At 45.6% G+C, this 21796-nt stretch carries 17 protein-coding genes and 1 tRNA gene; 2 read left to right on the top strand and 16 right to left on the bottom strand.

All coding sequences use genetic code 11. The features are described from left to right. Positions 1-64 precede the first annotated feature (64 nt). The 8 genes from E0D70_RS06775 to ihfB all read right to left on the bottom strand — a co-directional run bounded on the left by E0D70_RS06775 (position 65) and on the right by ihfB (position 5923). Positions 65-141: transfer RNA gene (locus tag E0D70_RS06775), tRNA-Val, on the bottom strand. Positions 142-242: 101 nt separating this feature from the next. Then, a complete protein-coding gene (locus E0D70_RS06770; protein WP_133011514.1) occupies positions 243-425 on the bottom strand; it encodes a hypothetical protein in 183 nt (60 codons plus the stop codon). Positions 426-474: 49 nt separating this feature from the next. Beyond that, entirely contained in the window at positions 475-2502 is a 2028-nt protein-coding gene (gene uvrB / locus E0D70_RS06765) for an excinuclease ABC subunit UvrB (protein ID WP_133011513.1), read from the bottom strand. Positions 2503-2725: 223 nt separating this feature from the next. Then, entirely contained in the window at positions 2726-3073 is a 348-nt protein-coding gene (locus tag E0D70_RS06760) for a ComEA family DNA-binding protein (RefSeq protein WP_133011512.1), read from the bottom strand. Between the two features lie 132 nt (positions 3074-3205). Further along, positions 3206-3913, bottom strand: a complete 708-nt coding sequence (gene pyrF / locus E0D70_RS06755) for an orotidine-5'-phosphate decarboxylase (protein ID WP_133011511.1) — start codon at positions 3911-3913, stop codon at positions 3206-3208. A gap of 108 nt (positions 3914-4021) precedes the next feature. Continuing rightward, complete coding sequence (lapB, locus tag E0D70_RS06750) at positions 4022-5200, bottom strand: lipopolysaccharide assembly protein LapB (protein ID WP_133011510.1); 1179 nt, start codon at positions 5198-5200, stop codon at positions 4022-4024. Positions 5201-5205: 5 nt separating this feature from the next. Further along, positions 5206-5529, bottom strand: coding sequence for a LapA family protein (locus E0D70_RS06745; protein ID WP_133011509.1), 324 nt, complete (start codon positions 5527-5529; stop codon positions 5206-5208). A 73-nt stretch (positions 5530-5602) separates the two neighbouring features. Then, positions 5603-5923 carry an integration host factor subunit beta gene (ihfB, locus tag E0D70_RS06740; RefSeq protein ID WP_476703412.1) on the bottom strand — a complete coding sequence of 107 codons (321 nt, stop codon included), beginning with the start codon at positions 5921-5923 and terminating at the stop codon, positions 5603-5605. 193 nt (positions 5924-6116) lie between these two features. Between ihfB and ppa the strand changes: the two genes are divergently transcribed. After that, positions 6117-6647, top strand: coding sequence for an inorganic diphosphatase (ppa, locus tag E0D70_RS06735; protein WP_133011661.1), 531 nt, complete (start codon positions 6117-6119; stop codon positions 6645-6647). A 134-nt stretch (positions 6648-6781) separates the two neighbouring features. Here ppa and trxB read toward each other — a convergent pair whose 3' ends face one another. Together trxB and E0D70_RS06725 are read right to left on the bottom strand one after the other, a co-directional pair. Continuing rightward, positions 6782-7735 carry a thioredoxin-disulfide reductase gene (gene trxB / locus E0D70_RS06730; protein WP_133011507.1) on the bottom strand — a complete coding sequence of 318 codons (954 nt, stop codon included), beginning with the start codon at positions 7733-7735 and terminating at the stop codon, positions 6782-6784. A 155-nt stretch (positions 7736-7890) separates the two neighbouring features. Next, positions 7891-8643 carry a HesA/MoeB/ThiF family protein gene (locus E0D70_RS06725; RefSeq protein WP_133011506.1) on the bottom strand — a complete coding sequence of 251 codons (753 nt, stop codon included), beginning with the start codon at positions 8641-8643 and terminating at the stop codon, positions 7891-7893. Between the two features lie 85 nt (positions 8644-8728). Between E0D70_RS06725 and E0D70_RS06720 the strand changes: the two genes are divergently transcribed. Then, complete coding sequence (locus E0D70_RS06720) at positions 8729-10027, top strand: inosine/guanosine kinase (protein WP_133011505.1); 1299 nt, start codon at positions 8729-8731, stop codon at positions 10025-10027. Between the two features lie 115 nt (positions 10028-10142). Here E0D70_RS06720 and E0D70_RS06715 read toward each other — a convergent pair whose 3' ends face one another. The 6 genes from E0D70_RS06715 to recC all read right to left on the bottom strand — a co-directional run bounded on the left by E0D70_RS06715 (position 10143) and on the right by recC (position 21723). Further along, positions 10143-10649, bottom strand: a complete 507-nt coding sequence (locus E0D70_RS06715; protein WP_207923226.1) for a chemotaxis protein CheW — start codon at positions 10647-10649, stop codon at positions 10143-10145. A 96-nt stretch (positions 10650-10745) separates the two neighbouring features. Then, a complete protein-coding gene (locus E0D70_RS06710) occupies positions 10746-11612 on the bottom strand; it encodes a Tim44 domain-containing protein (protein WP_133011504.1) in 867 nt (288 codons plus the stop codon). A 13-nt stretch (positions 11613-11625) separates the two neighbouring features. Further along, entirely contained in the window at positions 11626-12633 is a 1008-nt protein-coding gene (locus E0D70_RS06705) for a tryptophan--tRNA ligase (RefSeq protein ID WP_133011503.1), read from the bottom strand. Positions 12634-12789: 156 nt separating this feature from the next. Further along, a complete protein-coding gene (gene recD / locus E0D70_RS06700; protein WP_240537016.1) occupies positions 12790-14688 on the bottom strand; it encodes an exodeoxyribonuclease V subunit alpha in 1899 nt (632 codons plus the stop codon). Next, complete coding sequence (recB, locus tag E0D70_RS06695) at positions 14675-18364, bottom strand: exodeoxyribonuclease V subunit beta (protein ID WP_240537015.1); 3690 nt, start codon at positions 18362-18364, stop codon at positions 14675-14677. The genes recD and recB overlap by 14 nt, the downstream gene beginning before the upstream one ends. Further along, positions 18361-21723 carry an exodeoxyribonuclease V subunit gamma gene (recC, locus tag E0D70_RS06690; RefSeq protein ID WP_133011501.1) on the bottom strand — a complete coding sequence of 1121 codons (3363 nt, stop codon included), beginning with the start codon at positions 21721-21723 and terminating at the stop codon, positions 18361-18363. The genes recB and recC overlap by 4 nt, the downstream gene beginning before the upstream one ends. Positions 21724-21796: the final 73 nt, after the last annotated feature.

The raw sequence follows: 21796 nt of genomic DNA, 5'->3' as shown, positions 1-21796 counted from the left end.
CAAAAAAGCCTCGATGCTGTGAGTGATCACTAACTATCGAGGCTTTCTGCTATTACTTAATAAGTGGTAGGGCTAGGCAGATTCGAACTGCCGACCTCATCCATGTCAAGGATGCGCTCTAACCAACTGAGCTATAGTCCTAAAAAGTGTTGGTTATTATACGCAGGAGCTCGCTTTTGACAAGCCCTGCTTACACTTTTTTGAAGTGTTTGTTTTACAGAGAGAAAACTCTTTATTTGTGCTCAGACAGGAATGAGTAATTCATGCCCTACTACTTCGTCTATCAGGTTATAAGGAACCTTGTATTCCTTACCACGAAACTTCACCGTAGCAAATTCATAACACATAGAAATTACAGTGCAGTTCACGATGACACCGTTGTCAATTACTCGAACAATGTTGTAATTACGCAGCGTGATAGCCATAACACTCCTCTATTTTATTGTCGTTCTTTTAATACAATTCTCAGCAAAATTAGCCTTCACCAACGTCTTTTAATTTACGCTGTAGTTGATGAATTTGATCTCGATAACCAGCCGCTAATTCAAATTTCAGACTCTCGGAAGCAAGTACCATTTCTTTTTGCAGTTGTATCATGGCCTTACGCACTTGCGCTACATCCTCCATGCTTTCTACTTGGTAGTCTTTCGCAGTTTCAGCGACTTTCTTCACTTTGCTACCACGCTTACCGGCACCTGGGTTATAAGCGCCTTCTAGAATGTCTTCGACAGATTTGGTAATACCCTTCGGCGTAATACCATGCTCTTCGTTGTAGGCCTCCTGTGTGGCTCGACGACGAGTGGTTTCATTCATTGCTCGTTCTATAGAACCTGTGATTCGGTCCGCATAAAGAATAGCTCGGCCATTTACGTTACGCGCAGCACGACCAATGGTCTGAATCAATGAGCGCTCTGAACGCAAGAAGCCTTCTTTATCCGCATCAAGAATGGCGACAAGACTCACTTCTGGAATGTCCAAACCTTCTCGCAGAAGGTTAATACCCACCAATACATCAAACTCGCCCAATCGTAAATCACGAATAATTTCTACTCGCTCAACCGTGTCGATATCCGAATGTAAATAACGCACGCGAACACCGTGGTCACTAAGATAATCGGTCAAATCCTCCGACATACGTTTGGTTAATGTGGTTACCAATACACGCTCACCAATAGGCGCACGTTTATTTATTTCAGAAAGTAAATCATCCACCTGCGTCGCCACAGGTCGAATCTCTAATATTGGGTCAACCAAACCAGTAGGACGAACAATTTGCTCTACTACCCAGTCTTGGTGCTCCGCTTCGTACTTGCCCGGTGTCGCCGAAACAAAAATGGTTTGCGGCTTAATTTGCTCCCACTCTTCAAAGCGCATCGGCCGATTGTCTAATGCCGATGGCAAACGAAAGCCGTATTCAACGAGATTTTCTTTGCGCGAGCGATCCCCTTTGTACATAGCGCCAATTTGCGGCACGGTCACATGAGATTCATCGATCACCAATAGCGCATTCGCAGGCAAATAGTCGAACAATGTTGGCGGTGGTGAGCCTTCTTCTCGACCCGATAAATAACGCGAGTAGTTTTCAATGCCGGAACAATAGCCAAGCTCTTGCATCATTTCTAAATCATAACGAGTGCGCTGCTCTAAACGCTGCAACTCAACCAGTTTATTCAATGATTTAAGCTGTTCTAAGCGTTGATCCAGCTCTACCTTGATGCGCTCAATAGCCGCGACAACGGTTTCTTTTGGCGTCACATAATGCGTTTTAGGATAAATGGTCGCGCGCGGTACTTTGCGAATGGTTTTATTCGTCAGTGGATCGATTATTGATAAGTTTTCGACTTCGTCATCAAACAGCTCAATACGGATCGCCGTGTCTTCAGAGTCCGCAGGAAATACTTCAATCACATCACCACGCACACGAAAGTTGCCACGCTCTAGAACCAAGTCGTTTCGAGTGTATTGCAGTTCGGCCAAGCGCCGCAATACGGCACGCTGGTCAATACGATCGCCGCGATCTAGATGAAGCATCATTTTCAAATATGACTGAGGGTCACCCAAGCCGTAAATCGCGGACACAGTCGCCACGATGATAACGTCTTCACGCTCTAGCAAGGCTTTCGTTGCAGACAAACGCATTCGCTCTATGTGTTCGTTAACTGATGCGTCTTTTTCAATGAAGGTATCTGACGCGGCTACGTACGCTTCAGGCTGATAATAGTCGTAATACGAGACAAAATACTCGACCGCATTATTAGGAAAAAATTCTTTAAACTCACCGTATAACTGAGCCGCCAACGTTTTGTTATGCGCCATTACAATAGTGGGACGCTTCACTTGAGAGATAACGTTTGCAACCGTAAAGGTTTTACCCGACCCCGTTACACCAAGCAGGGTTTGATGCGCTAACCCAGACTCAACACCTTGAACGAGCTTTTCAATCGCCTTGGGCTGGTCACCCGCTGGTTCATATGAAGAAACAATTTGAAATTCTTGTGACACGGTTCTCTTCCTAAGGGGCTGCAAACAACTTAATAGAGTAGCAAATTTTTGATATCAAGTCTGAAAATACTAAATAAATTGGGCGTAAACCAAGTAGGCTTTGTCAGCTAAAAGCGAATGTATTTTTAGCGATGAATCAATAAAGAAAGCCAAGTTAATCAGAGACTAACTTGGCTTAGAAACAACCAATAATAAAGTGGATTATAAAATCGTTTGATTCTCTTTAATTATCTGACATTTGGCCCTTGTTATCTTGAGACTCCGTAGCCTGAATTTCCAGGTTCTGATTACCAGAGACTTGAACAAGAGCTCTATTTCGCTCAACTAAAGCATCACCCAAGCCTTTCACTTTAGACAATTGATCGACCGTTTTAAAAGGGCCATTTTCAGCTCTGTAATCAATAATAGCTTGAGCTTTCTTTTCTCCTACACCAGACATGACCGCCGCAATTTGATCCGCTGTGGCGGTATTAATATCCAGAGGTTCAGCCGCAAAAAGGCCAAATGGGGAAAGAACCAACATCAGAAGGGAGCTTCGTAAGAACATTCGAAAGCATTTAATTAGACGCATAATAAAAATCCTTTTTTATAAATAAACCAAGGCATCCAGCCAATAAAAAACCGCTGCTAACTCTTATTGAAAAAGAGTAAACAACGGTTTTAGGATAAGAGGTTTTATTCGATAGCGCAAGTAAGCGAGTCGTTAAGCAAAAACACCTAACTCTTTATTCACTTGAATCAAGGCATTGACCGGATCTGCAGCTTGAGTAATAGGACGCCCCATTACTAAATAATGGCTTCCCGCTGCCATCGCTTCAGAAGGTGTCATGATGCGTTTTTGATCGCCTTGTGCAGAACCCGCTGGACGAATACCTGGCGTGACGAGTACAAAATCTTTGCCTAATTCAGAAGACAACATGGAAGCCTCTTGAGCAGAGCAAACCACCCCATCCATACCAGAAGACTGTGCCAGCGTAGCAAGACGTTTTACGTGTTGCTCTGGCGTCAAATCAATCCCTACTTCTACAAGGTCTGATTGATCCATACTGGTTAATACCGTTACCGCAATCAGCAAGGTTTTGTTGTCCGCCCGCTGGGAGAGCGCATTAACCGATGCTTCCATCATACGACGACCGCCAGAGGCATGAACGTTTACCATCCAAACCCCCAAGCTCGCAGCAACACTCACTGCGTTAGCAACGGTGTTTGGAATATCATGAAATTTTAGATCCAAGAATACGTCAAAGTTTAATTTATGAAGCGCTTCTAAAATCGCTGGACCTGCGGTGGTAAATAATTCTTTGCCCACTTTCACTCGACACTGAGTAGGATCAAGGCGTTTCGCCATCTCAATGGATTGCGCCATGGTAGGATAATCTAGGGCAACCACTATGGGGGATTGACAACTCATTCAAGGTCCTCTTTTTTCTATGTTGACTCACTCTGCTACCACTAAAAATAGCAGACGTGTTACGTGGATTAACGATTCGACTTATCGCCTTTTTTATCTTAAAAAAGGCTATTCACCCTCAAGACCGTGTATCGGTTTTACGACTCCCCAGCTTTTGCAACCTGGACATTGCCAATGTAATTGATAACCTGAAAAACCACATTGGCGGCACTGAAATTGAGGTTTTGCTTGAGCTAACTGATCAATCAATTCATACAAAACAATAAGATGCTGTTGGTTCTGACCGCGAGACTCCCCCATTTGTAAATTAATAAGCTCTCTAAAGCCCTTTACGGTTGGGTGGGAACGCAACTGCTCAACTAAGAACATCTCCGCGTATTCTTTATCATCTTCCATGTAATGGTTCGCTAGCGCTAAAATCAGTGCCGCGGATGGCTTTTTCTGATTTTGCTCTTGGAGAAACTTAATAAAACCACTGCCTCCCCATACTCGCTGATAACAGTCTTTTAGCTTGGGAATAATAATAGAAATAAACTCAGGGTCTTGTTCCGCAACTTGTTTCAATTCTTTTATGGCGTCCCGATAACGGCGCTGACTACACAAGACATCTGCCGCACCAACACTTGCCCTGACACAACTGGGATCAACACCTAACGCTTGTTTATAATGTTGATAAGCGTCTTTCCATTGTTCTTTTTTCGATAACATCTCAGCCATCTCACAATGAAAGTGAGCCAAGCGTTTAATTTCTTTTTTATTTGGGGAATCTTTAATTAGCTCAGTACTGATCTGAATAGCTTTTTCCCAACTCTGCTCAAACTCATAGAGATCCACGAGTAAGGTTAAAATCTTAGGGTGAAATTCACTTTTCTTAGAAGACGTCGCCATATTGAGTAATAATCGGCTGGCCCTATCTAGTAATCCAGCAGACATAAAGTCACTGGCAAGCTCCAACTGCACCATGCGCATTTCACGCTGAGAAATCTCTGGACGAGCTAATAGGCTTTGATGAACATTAATCGCTTTTTGAATTTCACCTTTTTTACGGAATAAGTTACCCAGTGTAAGATGAATATCAAAAGTATCTGAATTGACTTCTAGCGAATCAACAAACGCATCAATAGCCTCAGAATGTTGATCATTTAGTAGGTGATTAAGGCCTCGGAAATAGTCTGGCGGTACGCTTTTTTTATCACGCTTCAGCTTTTTAGCAGGATTTTTCCGTCCCATTGCCCACCCTAAAAACAGCGCAGCAAAAAGAACTATAAATAACCCAACTTCGGTCAACGCCGTTACTCCTTCCCTATTGAAAGTTCTTGAGCAATAGATGACGCACGCAAACGATCGGCTTCACTCTGTGATTTTTCAAGACGCTTACTTAAGACTCGAACTTGGCGCTCGCTACGAAAATAGGTCACAGAGCTCACTAAGAGCGCAACACAAGCACCAATAGTAAATGACAGAATAGTGTATAAAGCCACGCTCAGTTCAGGCCCTTGCCAAAACACCAAATCAAGATGGATCAGCTGTGGGTTCCTGATGGCGAAAAAAACGCCAACGGCAAGGAAAAAGACAATCAGAATTGTTAGGACAACTCTTTTTAGCCATTTAAGCATAAGAAAACCTACCAAATTAGAATGGCGATATTATGCCGTGATAGCTAAGAAATTTCGAGGCATAAGACGTAAATTAGTTAAGTTCGTTAATCTCAACCTCTGGCAAATTAACCAATTCGCGCAATTCTTTGCCTGGTTTGAAATGAGGAACATACTTAGCCGATAACTCGACCGACTCGCCTGTTTTTGGGTTACGACCGATTCTTGGCGCTCGATAATGCAACGAGAAACTGCCAAAACCTCTGATCTCAATGCGCTCACCATCCGCCAGTGAGTCCGACATATGATCAAGCATTGTCTTAATAGCTTCTTCAACATCCTTCACTGGCAAGTGTGATTGCTGATTGATTAACAGCTCTATCAGCTCAGATTTTGTCATTTTTGTCTCCGCGATTATATTTTGATCACTCCGTAAGACTAGCTAAATTTAGAAAGAAAGCAATAAGTTATAAGGCTTTCAGGCAAATTTAAGGTTTTTTTTATGATAATTTTGTAAATTATATCATCACAGCAGCTTCCACAACTGGCGCAGACCTTAACGAGCTTTTATAATGTCGGCATATTCAACACCACTGGAAGATAAAACAATGAGCTATAGTCAAATTCCTGCCGGCAAAGATGTACCAAACGATATCAATGTAATCATCGAAATCCCGGCTCAAGCCAGCCCGGTAAAATACGAAGTAGACAAAGACATGGACGCCCTAGTTGTGGATCGTTTCATGACCGCGCCAATGTTTTACCCTGCTAACTACGGTTACGTAAACCACACCTTGGCTGATGACGGCGACCCAGTTGACGTTTTGGTTATCACACCTTACCCAGTCGTAGCAGGTTCTGTTATCCGCTGCCGTCCTGTTGGCGTGCTAAACATGTCTGACGAAGCTGGCATTGATGCAAAATTGGTTGCTGTTCCTCACGAGAAACTAAGCAAAGAATACGGTCATATCCAAGATGTGAACGACATTCCACAATTGCTACGCGACCAAATCGAACATTTCTTCGAAAATTACAAAACGCTTGAAAAAGGCAAATGGGTAAAAGTAGAAGGCTGGGCAAACGCTGAAGAAGCGAAGAAAGCTCTAGTTGAAGGCGTAGAAGCTTACAACGCTCAGTAATAAAAAGTAGATCAAGAAAGGCGATTCATACCTTTCAATCACTTTATAACTGACCTAAAAAAACCGATCCTAGGATCGGTTTTTTTGTGTTCTTAACTCAGGCATCCGTTATTCTAAATAGCCTAGATCGCCAGTTATTCAAGAGAATCTAGGTAACGCTCTGCATCCAATGCAGCCATACAACCTGTTCCAGCTGACGTAATCGCTTGGCGATAAATATGATCACTCACATCGCCTGCTGCAAACACACCTTCGATACTGGTTTGTGTCGCGTTACCTTGTGAACCTGTTTGTACTTTAAGGTAACCATCTTTCATGTCTAACTGATCTTGGAAAATATCGGTATTTGGCTTGTGTCCAATGGCAACGAATACACCTGCAACCGCAAGATCTTTCTTCTCACCTGTTTGGCTGTTCTTAATACGAACCCCGGTCACACCATTCGCATCACCTAGCACTTCATCAAGTTCTGAGAACCATTCGATTTTTACGTTGCCGTTTTTCGCTTTTTCTAGCAATTTATCAGACAAGATTTTTTCAGAACGGAACTTATCACGACGGTGAATCACGGTAACGGTTTTTGCAATGTTCGCCAAATACAGCGCTTCTTCAACCGCAGTATTACCACCACCAATCACTGCAACATCTTGGTTACGATAAAAGAAACCATCACAGGTCGCACAAGCAGAAACGCCTTGACCCATGTATTTTGTTTCACTTTCAAGACCAAGGTACTGAGCACTAGCACCCGTTGAAATAATCAAGGCATCACAAGTATAGACGCCGTCATCACCTTCTAGACGGAAAGGACGGTTGTTCAAATCTACTTTATTGACATGATCAAAAATAATTTCAGTCTCAAAGCGCTCGGCGTGCTTGCGCATACGTTCCATTAGTTCAGGACCTTGCACACCTTGATCGTCGCCAGGCCAGTTATCAACTTCTGTGGTAGTCGTCAGCTGACCACCCATTTGCATACCAGTAATCATTACAGGGTTTAGGTTGGCGCGAGCCGCATAAACAGCAGCGGTATAACCTGCTGGGCCTGAACCCAAAATCATTAATTTGGCGTGCTTTACATCGCTCATGCAATTATCTCCTGTAGATGAATGTTTCTGACGCTCTCGCCAGATTAATTTCTTATGGTGAATTCTAACGAATCTGCGTCACAAATACTTAGCGAAAAATATTAATAACTAAAATAGGGATCTTCTATCAGTTTTCAAGCGCACCGTTTCTTTGCTTAGCCGATTTGACTACTACAAAAGGCGCATTCTGGGTCTTGAGTTAAACGCATTTCACGCCAACATCCTTCCAAACCGTCAAATAACTTCAGTAAGCCATGCTCTACTCGCCCACAACCACTGGCAATTTTGAGTGCATCCAGCGCTTGTAATACACCTAAAGAACCCACTACAGGACCGATCACACCACTTTCACTGCAACTGAGCTGATTATCAGACATAGAGGGATAAAGGCATTCATAACAAGGAGATGTATTCTGATCATAGAGAAAGCTAATCAATTGCCCTTCCCAGCGAATCGCCGCGGCGCTAACGAGCGGTGTTTTATTGTTTAAACAAGCTCGATGAATACTTTGACGGGCTTGATAATTGTCCGTGCAATCCAATACCACGCTGGCCTTAGCCACCACAAGAGATAAAGCCTCTCCTGCTAAATGCTCTGCAATAACCTGAATACGACTTTCTGAGTTTTTCGCGGTAAGCTCTGCCTGCGCCGCCTCTGCTTTGTTACGGCCAAGACAGGCCTCATTGTAAAGTACTTGTCGCGGTAAATTACTGAGTTCTAGATGATCGCCATCTGCTAGAATCAACTCACCAACACCGGCACTGGCCAAATACGTGGCGGCTATATTACCTAAGCCACCCATTCCAATGACCAAAATTGTTGCGTTTGATAAGGCAACCTGCCCTTCAATATCAAAGCTGGGGAGTAAAAGTTGTCGACTGTATCTATCAAGCTGTAATTCGTTCATTTTTCTCTACATTTATTTTAGATAACTGCCCGAACGGTCAATGTTTTGATAAAATAAAATCATCAACTTATCAGCGGACAAAAGTATGAAATTCCCAGGTAGACGTAAGATCAAACACTATTTTCCAGTTTCTGAAGCAAAACCTATTTTGCCTACCTCTGAAGTTCGTCCTGATAAAGACACCTATATTGTCGGGCTAGATGAAACCATTGTCGATGTTATTGCCAACATCAGTGATGATTTTTTAACAACCTTTAACATTAAGAAAGGATTATCCAATCTAGTTGATGTCGATACGGCTTCCGCAATCTATGAGGAATTGACCGCACAGCAAAGCATTTCTGACCATTTTGCCGGTGGCACCATAGGCAACACCATCCATAACTACTCCGTTTTAGCGGATGATAAATCAGTACTGCTCGGTGTAATGTCTTCTCATATCGCATTAGGCTCGCCAGCTTATCACTACATCTGCCACACCAGCAGCAAGGTTGATATGAATCATCTGCACGGCGTGAGTGGTGACATTGGCCGCGGCATTACCCTAATTACTCCAGACGGCGAACGCACTTTTGCGATTGCACCTGGCGACATGGATGAACTTAGCCATGAACATATCCCAGAAGATATTATTGCCGGTGCCGCTGCCTTTGTTAGCTGTGCTTACCCACTGCGCCACCAAGGAAAACCTATCAAGCAAGCCATGCTGACGGCCATGTCTTATGCCAACAAACATCAGATTCCGACGGTACTAACCTTAGGCACCAAACACCTCGTCGAAGATCATCGTGATGAGCTACTTGAGCTGATCAAACGTGATGTAAACGTCTTGGCGATGAACGAACTTGAAGCGGAAGCGCTCACTGGCTTTTCTGATCCATTGCAAGCCGCCGATGCGATTCTCGATTATGTGGACATGGTATTACTCACCGCTGGGCCAGATGGTCTGTATTTATGTGGCTACACAGAAGACACCCTAAAGCGAGAAACGACTAATCCAATAAAGTCCGCTAATGTTGCCGATTTCAACCGTTGGGAATTTAGTCGTCCAATGATGCGTCAAGCTTGTGACAACCCTATTAAAGTCTTTTCTCACATCGACCCTTACATGGGTGGCCCCGAGAAGATCCGCAACACCAATGGTGCTGGTGATGGCGCCTTGTCTGCATTACTGCATGACATATCTGCTAATCACTTCCATCGCGAAGCGCAACCTAACTCAAGTAAACACGCAGCACCTTTTCTTGCGTATTCGTCATTTGCCCAGATTTGTAAATACGCTAACCGCGTGAGTTATGAAATTCTAGTGCAGAGTGCCCCACGTTTATCACGCGGTCTACCAGAAAGAGAAGACAGCTTAGAAGAAGCTTACTGGGAACGCTAAAATCGGACGACAAAAGAAAGAACCATTACATTAAATAAAATAGTTAGACAAAAAAACCATGCTTTTTGAAGCATGGCTTTTTTTACGTAAAATCTCGAACTTAGTCGTGATTTACTTACATTGCTTCAATACCAAGCGCTTCATTACGCTCAAACATACGATCCAATTCAAGAAGAATAACCAGCTCATCTTCTTTCTGATAAACGCCTTGAATAAACATCAACGCGGAGTCATTACCCACACTAGGGCTTTGCTCAATTTCACCCTGATATAGATAAAACACTTCTTGAACCGCATCAACCAATAAACCAATTTGCTCGCCATCATGCTCGATAATAATAATACGAGTGTCATCCGTGATAGCACATTCTGGCAAACTAAACCGAACACGCGTATCGACCACTGTCACAACATTACCGCGTAGATTGACGATACCTAAAATATAAGAAGCTGCGCCAGGAACCGGAGCTATCTCACTGTATCGAAGCACTTCTTTGATTTGAAGGACGTTAATGCCGTAAGTTTCGTCAATCAATTTAAAAGTAAGATACTGCAATAATTCGCCTTTTTTGCTTTCCGCTAAGGCTTGTCCAGATGCTTTTATAGGCGCTAATTCTGACATGACGTACGTCCGTATTCGATTTAATTAAAATAATAAAACGGATGCACCCGTTAAGAACGCATCCGTTGTAGGGGTATTAGCAGAATTCTAAAACAATTAACTATCTTGTTGTATACCAACAATAGTCCAATTGCCTTTCTCATCCGACATATTTTTTTCTAGATGCCAAACTTCATTCGTATCAGAGGTTTGATCACCCTCTTTAATCCAGCCGGAAAATCTTAATGAAATTGACGCAATCGAACCAATATATTCACCACGTACAAGCTCAACCATCAATGAAATGACTTCAGTGCGAGGCATATTTTCGCCATGATTCGCTCTTTCACCTTGTAACATTGTTAACAAATCGGCACTTACGTAGCTGCGAATTTCATCAAAGTTATTATCATCCCATGCTTTTTGCAAAGCGATGTAATGATTTTTCGCTTCAGCTACAAACGCTTGCTCATTAAAACCTGGTGGTAATTTAATGTCTGACTCACCACCAAATCCAGAAACACCAGACATAGGAGAAGCCTTGAATTGATCACGTGTCGACGTTGGCGCTTCACTGTTCATAGTGTTGCCGTATCCTGCCGCTTGAGCCTGTGCTGCACGACGTTTTGGTGCAATTAACAACTTATAGATTAAGAAGCCAATTACTGCGAATAATAAGATATCGCCAAATGAAATACCGTCAAATGCACCGCTGCCCATTAGCGCAGCAAAAATACCACCCGCCAATAAACCACCTAGTAAACCACCGCCTAAACCGCCAAGAAATCCACGTTTTTGAGGAGCGGCTGTATTGGTTGCTTTAGGAATAGTGGAAGCACTGCTGCTTTTTGATTTAGAAAAAGAAAAGCTTTTCCCAAAACTCTTACCACCACCAAATTTCTTAGCTTGAACATCGGCACTAAAACCACCAACACCTATCGCCAAGACAAACGCCATTAACATGGCATATACAGTCGATTTCACAAAACTCTCCAAATTATTTAAAGCTTACAAGACCAACAGCATTGCGAAGGTCTGAAATGAATCCACGCACACGAGCTCGTGCTTTTTCTGCTCCAGCTTGAAGAATAACTTCAACCTGAGCAGGATTTGCCATTAGTTCTAAATATTTTTCACGAGGCTCAGCTAGTTGACCATTGATCAACTCAAAAAGTTCCTTCTTCGCTTGTCCCCAAGCAATACCATCTGCAAATTTCTGACGCATTTCAGCCGTTTGCTCAGGTGTCGCAAAGGCTTTATAGATATCAAACACAGTTGAGTCGTTTGGATCTTTCGCTTCGCCTGGTTCTAACAGATTAGTTTTGATCTTATTAATGCCTTTTTGAAGCTTTTTCTCAGTATCAAAAAGTGGAATCGTGTTGTTGTAGCTTTTACTCATTTTGCGGCCGTCTAAGCCTTTCAAAATAGAGCCTTCTTCACCAACAACCGCTTCAGGTAAGGTAAAGTGTTGACCAAACAAGTGATTAAAACGGCCAGCAATATCGCGCGCCATCTCAATATGCTGAATTTGATCTCGACCCACAGGCACTTTATTGGCATTAAACGCCAAAATATCCGCCGCCATTAATACTGGGTAGCAGAACAGGCCCATGGTGATACCAAAGTCAGGATCTTGGCTATCGGCTAGGTTCGCGTCTACTGCACCTTTATAAGCGTGCGCTCGGTTCATCAAACCTTTTGACGTCACACAAGTCAGTAGCCAGTTCAGTTCAGCAATTTCTGGAATATCGGATTGACGGTAAAAGGTCGCTTTGTCTGTGTCTAAGCCACAAGCAAGCCAGGTCGCTGCAATTTCTTGGCGAGACTGCTGAACACGCGCTGGATCTTGGCATTTGATCAAAGCATGGTAATCCGCCATAAAAAAGTAAGCATCCGTGTTTTCTTGACGGCTTGCTTCGATTGCAGGACGAATAGCACCCACGTAGTTTCCTAGGTGTGGTGTACCTGAGGTTGTAATACCGGTTAAAACGATTTCTTTTGACATTACTGCTACTACTCTCTTTCTACTGTATTTGGTGTCTAAATTTGCGTTTACCCTACCATAAAAGAATCACAGCAAGAATCTTACAAAAGCCTTTATTGCTTTTCTAACGCATTGGGTAACGAGGTATATTAATTAATGGAGTCAAATATTCTATTATCAAGCGTTCGGCCAAAGTTCATCCGGCAAACCTGAGTTGCGCTGAATCCGAGATTTAGCTGCCGCCGTCACCAAATGCGCCGCGCCCCACAGGGTGAAATCTTGCTTTGCTCGAGTGATTCCGGTGTAGATCAATTCTCGCGTTAACACCGGAGATGGCGTCAGCGGCAACAACAAAGCAACACGCTCGAACTCAGAACCTTGAGATTTATGCACCGTCATCGCAAACACCACTTCAAATGCGCTTAAACGACTCGGCAACAAGCCTGTAAAAGAACCATCCGGCTGCATAAACCACACTCGTAAACGCTGTGATTCATCCGGCATACACAAGCCAATATCGCCATTAAACAAGCCTAGACTGGCGTCATTACGCGTCAGCATGACGGCTTTTCCGGGATACCAAACATGAGGATCTTTCACTCTCCCGCGCTGATAAAAATACAACTCAAGATGTTTGTTTACTTGCTCAACCCCAAATTCACCTTGACGCACCGCGGTCAAAATTTGGTAACGAGAGAAAGACTGATAAAGCGCGGCAATGTCTTTTTGCTGTCGTACTGCGTCCCAGTACTCGTCGTAGCCCTTGGCTAAGGTCGCAATATCCGGTTTCGTCTGCTGCTCTGTCGGCACCTGCCAATGCACATCGTGCGGGTTATTTTGCAGCTGATAAATCGCCCCTTGTGCGTCGCCTGCGTTCATTGCTTTTGCCAAATGCCCAATACCGCTGTTGGCATCAAAACGATAACTGGTACGCAATAAGGTCAGCGAACGACTGATTAACGGCGCGGCAGGGTTCGCAAACTGACTGACATTTTCACCAGTAAGTTGCGTTAATCGCTGCGCCCAGTCCGCCTGAAAGTACGCCGTTTCTATGCCTAACGACAAATCCCCCAGTACACTGCCCGCTTCCACTGAGGCCAACTGGTCTTTATCACCCAATAAAATCAGCCGAGCATGAGGCGGTAAAGCATCGATCAGCTTCGCCATCATCGGCAAATCCACCATGGAAACTTCATCCACCAGCAGCACATCTAAATGCAGCGGATTGTCTTTATTATGTTTAAAACGGCTGCGACCAAAATCACTGCCAAGCAAACGGTGCAAAGTACTGGCTTGCTCTGGAATCACAGCTTTAATGTCTTTTGCTAATGGCAATGCACTTTTGGCATTGGCAATGGATTCAGTCAATCGCGCCGCCGCTTTTCCGGTAGGCGCTGCCAACTCTATTCTCAATAACTTGCCTTGCGCAGCAGACTGCGACACAAGCAAAGCCAACAGCTTGGTCACTGTGGTGGTTTTGCCTGTTCCAGGGCCACCACTGATCACAGAAAAGGGCAAACTCGCCGCATTGGCAACCGCGACTTTTTGCCAATCAATCGTGTCTGATTTTTTAGGAAATAAACGATCAATAATCGCCGCATCCGGCTCAAAAGGCGTCGCGCCAGCATGATGCTTAAGGTAGCTAAGTACTTGCTGCTCGTATTGAAAATAACGGTACAAATACAAGCGCGTGCCGCTTAATACCATGGGCTTTTCAGTCAATGGCAAAGCCACACTAACCAGCGAACTTTGCGCTAGCGCATTACACCAATCCGCCACCGAATACACGCCGCTGGACGCTAACAGGGCTTTCAATTCTGCGTTCGTCACCCCTTCTGGCGGCTTATGCCAAAGTACGGCCAAATCGATGCAAATATGCCCAGCCCCTAAATACGCACTGCACAACGCACCGGCAACACGCACCGCGTCGTGGGATTCATTGGCGTGGCTGGCCAATTGTTCAATCCACTGACGGTCAATCGCTCGTAATACCCCTTGCTCCTGCCATACCAATAACCGGTTGCCTGAGCTTGGTTCTGCCTGCGCTAATAAATCCAATTGATTAGAAAAGTCCAAGCTGGCCTTCCTCCTGTGATAGTTCACCGGCAAACAAGTGATCCAATGCGTCGACATGCTGCTTTGACAATCGAGTATTAAAAATGCCCGTTTGTTGGCCCGGTGTCATGCCTCGTAGAAACAAATAAACCACACCACCGACGTGGGCATCATAGTCATAATTCGGCAACCGTTGCTTAAGCAAACGATGCAATGCCAAGGTATAAAGCTGGTACTGCAAATCGTATCTGTGCTCAGCGATCGCATGCTCAAGCGCATCGCCTTGGTAATCGGCAAAGTCATCACCTAAATGATTCGACTTATAATCCAGCACGTAATAACGCCCTTCCCATTCAAAGAGTAAATCGATAAAGCCTTTTAGCATGCCCTTCAAAGGCCGATCCTGAATGCTCGGCGCGGACCTTGAAACCGCATCGTGTTCTCGTGCAATACGGTCTAATTGCAACGCATTCATGCCATTGACCGGCATAAAAAACTCCAGTTCTTTGCGGCAAGACGAGACTGGAAGATCACCAAGGCTTACCCCTGAAATCACTTCAGTATTCACAATGTCACCCAACCAATCACTCAATACAGAGCGCCACTCACCAAACCCTTGGCGTTCATAAAACGCCTCCATATTGGTTTGATAACTCAACTTTAGTAAGTCTCTAAAACTGGGGTCATGGACCACCTCTTGAATGCCTTTGCCTTCAAGCGTGTCATGCAAAAATGTCCCAACCTTAGCGCCTTTGGGGAAGCTAAAACGGTTCTGCTCTGGCTCTAACGAGGCATCAACAAGCGGGGAAATTTCTTCTAATTCATCATCAAATGGATCTTGAAGTCGCGTCATTTCATCTAAGCCGGGCAAGCTTTCATCGTTTTTCTCAGTGGCTTCCACCACCAAAGAAGAATAACTGCCCACCCACCAATCGCGCTCTATACGGCCGTTAAAACGCCGTGCTTGAGGCTCACTAAGACGCGTCTCAAGCATTTTAAAACGTGGTAATTCTGGCGCGTCACTGGGCAGATCCACCAAACTCATTTTTCCGTCTGGATGACGACTCACTAAGCGCCCAATAGTCGGCACCAGTCCCCCTGCCTCAAGTGGCTCACCTTCACATAACAAGGCGCCAACACCACTCAAATGCACATCACAAATCGCCTCTCGGGATTTAGTCGCGCCCTTGCCCACTTCCATACAACCAATAAAACAGGCTTCTTTTGAACGCGTTAGCGCCACGTACGCCAAGCGAATTTCTGCGGCGTAAAGCTCTTCTTTATGGCGCTCAGACTCGTCTTCGTCTGGGTCGATGGAAATCCACAACTGCTGTTGATCATCATGATAAAGCGCAGACTTGCCTCTATCTTGAAACGGCGTCAAAGCGAACGGCAAATACACAATCGGATACTCCAACCCCTTACTTTTGTGAATCGTGACGATCCGCACCAGTTCGGCGTCGGTTTCTAAGCGGATTTTTTGTTCGTCACTGTCACCATTGGGATTCTGGATCGCCAAGCGCAAATAACGCAATACGCCTTCTTTGGAGTCCAGCTCTAGGGATTTCTGCTGGAGTTTTTCAGTCAGGTGCAAAAAGTCGGTGAGCTTTCGCTCGCCGCCTATTTGACGCAACATATGAGTAGCAAGATCCACATCGGTCATAAACTCGCGCAGCATGGGGAGCAAACCTTGGTTTTCCCATAACTCTAAATACCCTTGGAAAGACTGCACCCATTTTTCGTACACGACATCATCGTGATTCAGCGTATCCAGCTCTTCTAATGACCATTCTACCAAGCTGGTCGCCAGCGCTGAGCGCATTTTACTTTCTTGGGCGTTGGACAAAATCGCCGTCAGCACGATCAATAACTCGCGCGCTTCGACGGTTTCAAATACCGAGCCTTTATCGCTCAAATAAACACTGGGAATACCTCGTTGACGCAAGGCGTCTTTCAGGGCATTGGCTTGACTAAAGTTAGTCACCAGCAAGGCCACGTCTTTCGGTCGCACGCCTCGCTCACCAATTAACGCAGCTTGGGTTTGCCCTTCTAGCAAGATGGCGTGTAAATGCGCGGCACAGGCGTCCGCCATGGTGGCGCGATATTGCGCACTCGAAATCGGCTCATCACTTTGCTGATACAAAAATTGCAACGCAGGTTGGCTCACGCCATGACGAGAGAATTGCCCTGCCACACCACGATCTTCTACTTCGACAAACGGAATGCCCGCCACACGAAAAGGCGCGTCATGGGTGGTAAATAAGGCATTTACTGACTGGATCATCGCCGCCGAAGAGCGGTAATTAGTCGCCAAGGAATAGACGCTATCAACACGCTGCTTAGCCGACAAATAGGTATAAATATCCGCACCACGAAACGCATAGATGGCTTGCTTTGGATCACCGATCATAATCAGACCCAAGGTATTTTGTTGCGTGTCCGCTGGCTTATATATCGTGGAGAAAATGCGATATTGAACCGCATCCGTGTCTTGGAATTCGTCGATCAAGGCAATCGGATACAAATGACGAATACGCTCCGCCAGATTACCCGCTTCGTCTTGCCCTAATGCCACGTCCAACGACGTTAGCAAATCCGTAAAGGTCAGTGACTGCGTGCTGCGTTTCCATTGTGCCATGCGCTCTTGGGTTTTGACCCAAAGTTGCTGCAATAAGACCGCTTTTAAACGCCCGGCTTCAGGAAAAGATTCTCTTAGCGCTTGTACCGAGGCAAAAAATGGATGCGCTGGCAGTTCACCATTTTTACTCAAACGCGTGGCGTGTTCACTGGTGTCGAACTTCTCAAGGCTTTTATCCAATTCAAAACGCGTCGAATGAGCCCATTGGGTCATCGCCTGTATGTCTTTGGATGGGTCTTTGCGCCAGAAAGTGCGTTTAATGCCGCTTTGTTCTAATGCTTCAATAATGTCTTGGGATTGCACAAGCCATGCCGCTCTCACCTTCTCAATCGCTTGCTGAGACTCGGCTAAGGCGTTTTCCCAGTCGTAATTCGGCGATACTAACTTGGCGTCTGGCTGATTCTGCAACAGAGACAAATCTTTTTGTAAGGCATCAGGAGAAGACCAAATAGGCTTAATCAGCGCCGCTTTGCTGTCGTCTAATGGATAAAACTCACTGCGCCAAACGTCTTTTACCGCCATCGATAAGGGGGCTTGTTCGTCGGTTTCTATGGTTTGCTGGAACAACATGCGGCTTTCGAACGCATTCTGGCTCAGCATCCGCTGACAAAAACCATGAATGGTAAAGACCGCGGCCTCGTCCATTTGTTTTTCCGCGTAGAGGAGCTTTTCAATCGCGTCAGACTGCTGGTTGTCATTCATGCCAGCCAACCAGTCTTTTAGAAATACGTCGTTTGTTTCCCCCATCATCAAGGCTTTACGCGCCACTCGGATACGACCACGAATACGTGCTTTTAGCTCCGCTGTGGCAGCCTCGGTAAAGGTCACCACTAGGATTTGATCTACCGTTAGTGGCTTGTCTAAATCGCCTGCCTGTCCGGTTGGCACTAACAAACGCAAATATAAGTTCGCAATGGTGTAGGTTTTTCCGGTGCCCGCACTGGCTTCAATTAAGCGCTTGCCGAAAAGCGGAAAGGTCAAGGCGTCCAGTAACTGGACCGACTGATTCACCATTATTGAGGTGTCAGCAGAATTGTCTGCTTGCGTCATGTCACTCATTCAAACAACTCCAAATGGCGGTGCATCGGCAGCCAAATCGTTTCACATAACTGAGTAAAGCGTTCGCGTTGCTCAACCAAAGAAGGGAAATAACGCTGCCAATAAGCGTCTTCTACTTCGCTACTGCTAAACGCACTACTGCTGTCTTGGTAGATTTTAATCGCTTGCTGCCAAGCCGCCTCTTCGTCTTCGGCGGTTTTCGAAGCGCAATAGCTTTTACACCAAGCATCCGCACTTTTTGATGGCAAAGGGATAGGTTCACACAAACCTTGCTGTAACAGGCTGATGATTTGCGCAAGGTGCGTTTTCGCTTCATCGGGCGCCACTATGATAAAGCCATGCTGGGTGACTTTGCCGTTTTTCGCTAAGTTCACCAGATGGTGCTGCTTTGGCGTGCCTTGCGCACACAGAGCCAGATGCTCGACCCAGGTTTGCATTTTTTGATGGGCAGAAAGGTCGCCAATACGATACGACAAACGCGTCGTTGCTGTGTCTAATTTGAGCCAGCCCTGCAAAGCGATCGAGCCGATAGTCAGGTTCACTTCCAGTGGCGCACACGGCTCAAGCGCGTAACCTTGTAGCACCTCAATCAGCTGCCGACATTGGTCTTGATATTGCTGTAACGAGAGCCGACCAAAAGCGCCATAGGGCAATACCCCCATCAAAGGCAGTCGTTTAAAAAAGGTCTCATCATCACCTTGTAACAGCGCTTCCAGCATGTCTGCTCGCAATAAATAACCAGATAAGCCTTCTAGGGTAAATGGCTCATCTTCAAACTCTTCCTCTTCGCGCAAACTCAAAAATGCTTTTAACCGACGCTGAGTAAAGTAGCGCGCCGGATTGCCCATAAAGCGTGACAACTCGTCGAGTGGCAACTCTGTTCGGGTACTTTCTTGGGCCGCTAATGGCGACATTAACGGCGCCTCTAGGTCTATCTGAGATGCGATCAAAGCAGGCAACCATTGCTCGCTATAGCTGTATAAACGCGCGTCTTGCTGATAGTAGCGTTCGTTAAAAGGCTGCAACGGATGCTCAATGATGAGCTTTTCTAAAAACGCTTGCTGTGCCGCTTCAGGCGCTAGACTCTCATCGCCGACAAACACACAACTTTGCGCCATGTACTCAAGTAGTTCACTGACCAAAATCGAGGGGTTCTTCTCGCTATTATCACGAATGCTTTTGCCCACATAACTCAGATAAAAGCATTCACGCGCCGACATTAAGGCTTCTAGAAACAGGTATTTGTCATCTTCACGACGGCTTCGGTCACCACTGCGGTAGTTACCCACCATCAAATCGAAGCCCATTGGCGCGACACTTCTTGGGTAATCCCCTTCGTTCAAGCCCAGCACACAAATGGCTTTAAACGGCACCGAACGCATCGGCATTAGAGTACAAAAATTGATTCTTCCAGCTAGGAAACGCTGCCCACCTTGGGCTTCTTGCAACATAGGTGTGAGCAACTGACGTATTACCTGCTGCTCTAATTTGTCATCAAAATAGGCGTGTTGCCACTGCAAGGTTAAGGTGTCTAACTGCTTAGTCAACAAAGCGGGAAAGCTGTCGTCTTCATCGACCAAAAAGAATTGCTCATTTAATGAGTAAAGCGTCTCGACCCATTCTTTCGGCGTGAGCGATGCTTGCAAACCTTGTTGTGCTTGATTAATCGCCGATAAAAACTCCGCTAACTTACCAGCCACCGCGGCTTCCAAACCTTCTACATCGCCATAGCTTAAGGTGTTCTCCCAAATATGATCGTGGCCCATGGCGTAACCTAACAACATACGACGCACGCCATTGAGCCAAGTGTGGGACTCTTGACTGGGTAACGAATGATGCTCCGCCGTGTGGGCGTCTAACCCCCAGCGAATACCCACTTCGGCCGACCATTGTCGAATGCGCTCTAGCTCTGCGGCGGTCAGTTCAAACTTCGCCAATACCGCTGGCACTTCCAATACACTGATCAATTCCGATAAAGTAAAACGGCTCTCGCCTAGCCCCAACAGATACAAATAAGCATCGACAATCGGATTTTCCATGCCGCCAGACTGATCTATTAAAGCAAACGGAATTCTCTTACGGCCTTGTGCTTGGCCACTGCCTTTACCACCAAAAACCGCCTTAACAAACGGACTGTAAGTGTTTACATCGGGCAACATGACGATGATGTCTTTCGGCGTTAAGCTAGGGTCACGTTCAAACATATCCAACAGCTGATCGTGCAACACCTCAACCTCTCGCAGCGGGCTGTGGCACAAATGCACCCGTACACTATGATCGTCAATGGCAATCGGATGACGGTATTCAGCACTCTGAATGTCAGGGTTTCGCTCTTCCGCCGAGCCATGATTTTCTAACGTGAGCACATCTTGCTGAACCCATTGCAACAAACCATGGTTTGACTCGTTGTGGTAATCCTCAAACACTTCCAGCTCGCCATCGGCCATTTCTTGTAGCTGTGCAATGTAGTCGCGACCTAATCGCCCCCAACTCGCCAACAATGGATTCGCATCCAAATGCAAGGTCTCCATGCTAAGACCCGGCTTTAATGTCTGGCGCTTGATGATTCGCCCTAGGTAATGTTTGTCGACCACATCCCCCCAATAAAAACGGCAGGGATTCTGCAAAAATAAATGCATTTCGATCCAACCAGACGACGCCAGCACTCGCAGGGATTCCAGCGTATTGGGCGGCAATGAAGACACCCCAAAAATAAAGATCCGCTCTGGCATTCCTACCGGACGAGTTTGTGACTTGGTGGCATCGGCCAACGCTTCAATCAAGTTGCCACGATGGTAAAGAGACTCGCCCTGCTGACTAATGTCCGCCACCAAATCCTGCCATAAAATCGCTTGCCAAGGCTGCTGCTCAAATAAAGCGGTTAGCTTTTCATCGTCGCTACCGCCACTTTCCCACACCTTGATCCAATCAGGCCGATAGACCAAATATTGGTCATAAATATCAGCAATGCTGCTGCACAACTGGAAGCGACGCACTTGACTGTCGTCGTCTTGCAAATACCAGCTTAACGACTGAAACGCCTCTTCCGACAAGCGTGCATCTAACAAGCGCATCAAACGCCAGACCAAAAAGGGTTTGTTGAATTCACTTTGCCCCGGAATGTCCGATAAGGTTTGCGCGAAGCTGTGCCAAACAAAAGTAGAGGGAAGTGGGAAAGTTAACCCAGCAGCAATGCTATGAGATTGCGCAATCGACATTTTCAGCCACTGCGCCATGCCAGGGTTTTGCACAAGAATATGTTCGTCTTCGAACGGGTTTTGCGGCGGAGAAAGCGCCAATATTTTTGCCAGCAAAACCGCCAAATCTTCAAGACGGTTGCCTGTGTAAAGCTGAAACATGCACGGATCCTTGTTGTCGGCAATGGAAGTAAGAAAAAGCAGACAGCGTTAAGACTAACCTTCGAGGCATCAA

This window comes from Marinomonas flavescens (assembly GCF_004352835.1).
Taxonomy (GTDB): Bacteria; Pseudomonadota; Gammaproteobacteria; order Pseudomonadales; family Marinomonadaceae; genus Marinomonas; species Marinomonas flavescens.
The sequence above is the reverse complement of the archived record's forward strand: the minus strand, read 5'-3'. Positions and strand labels throughout refer to the sequence as shown.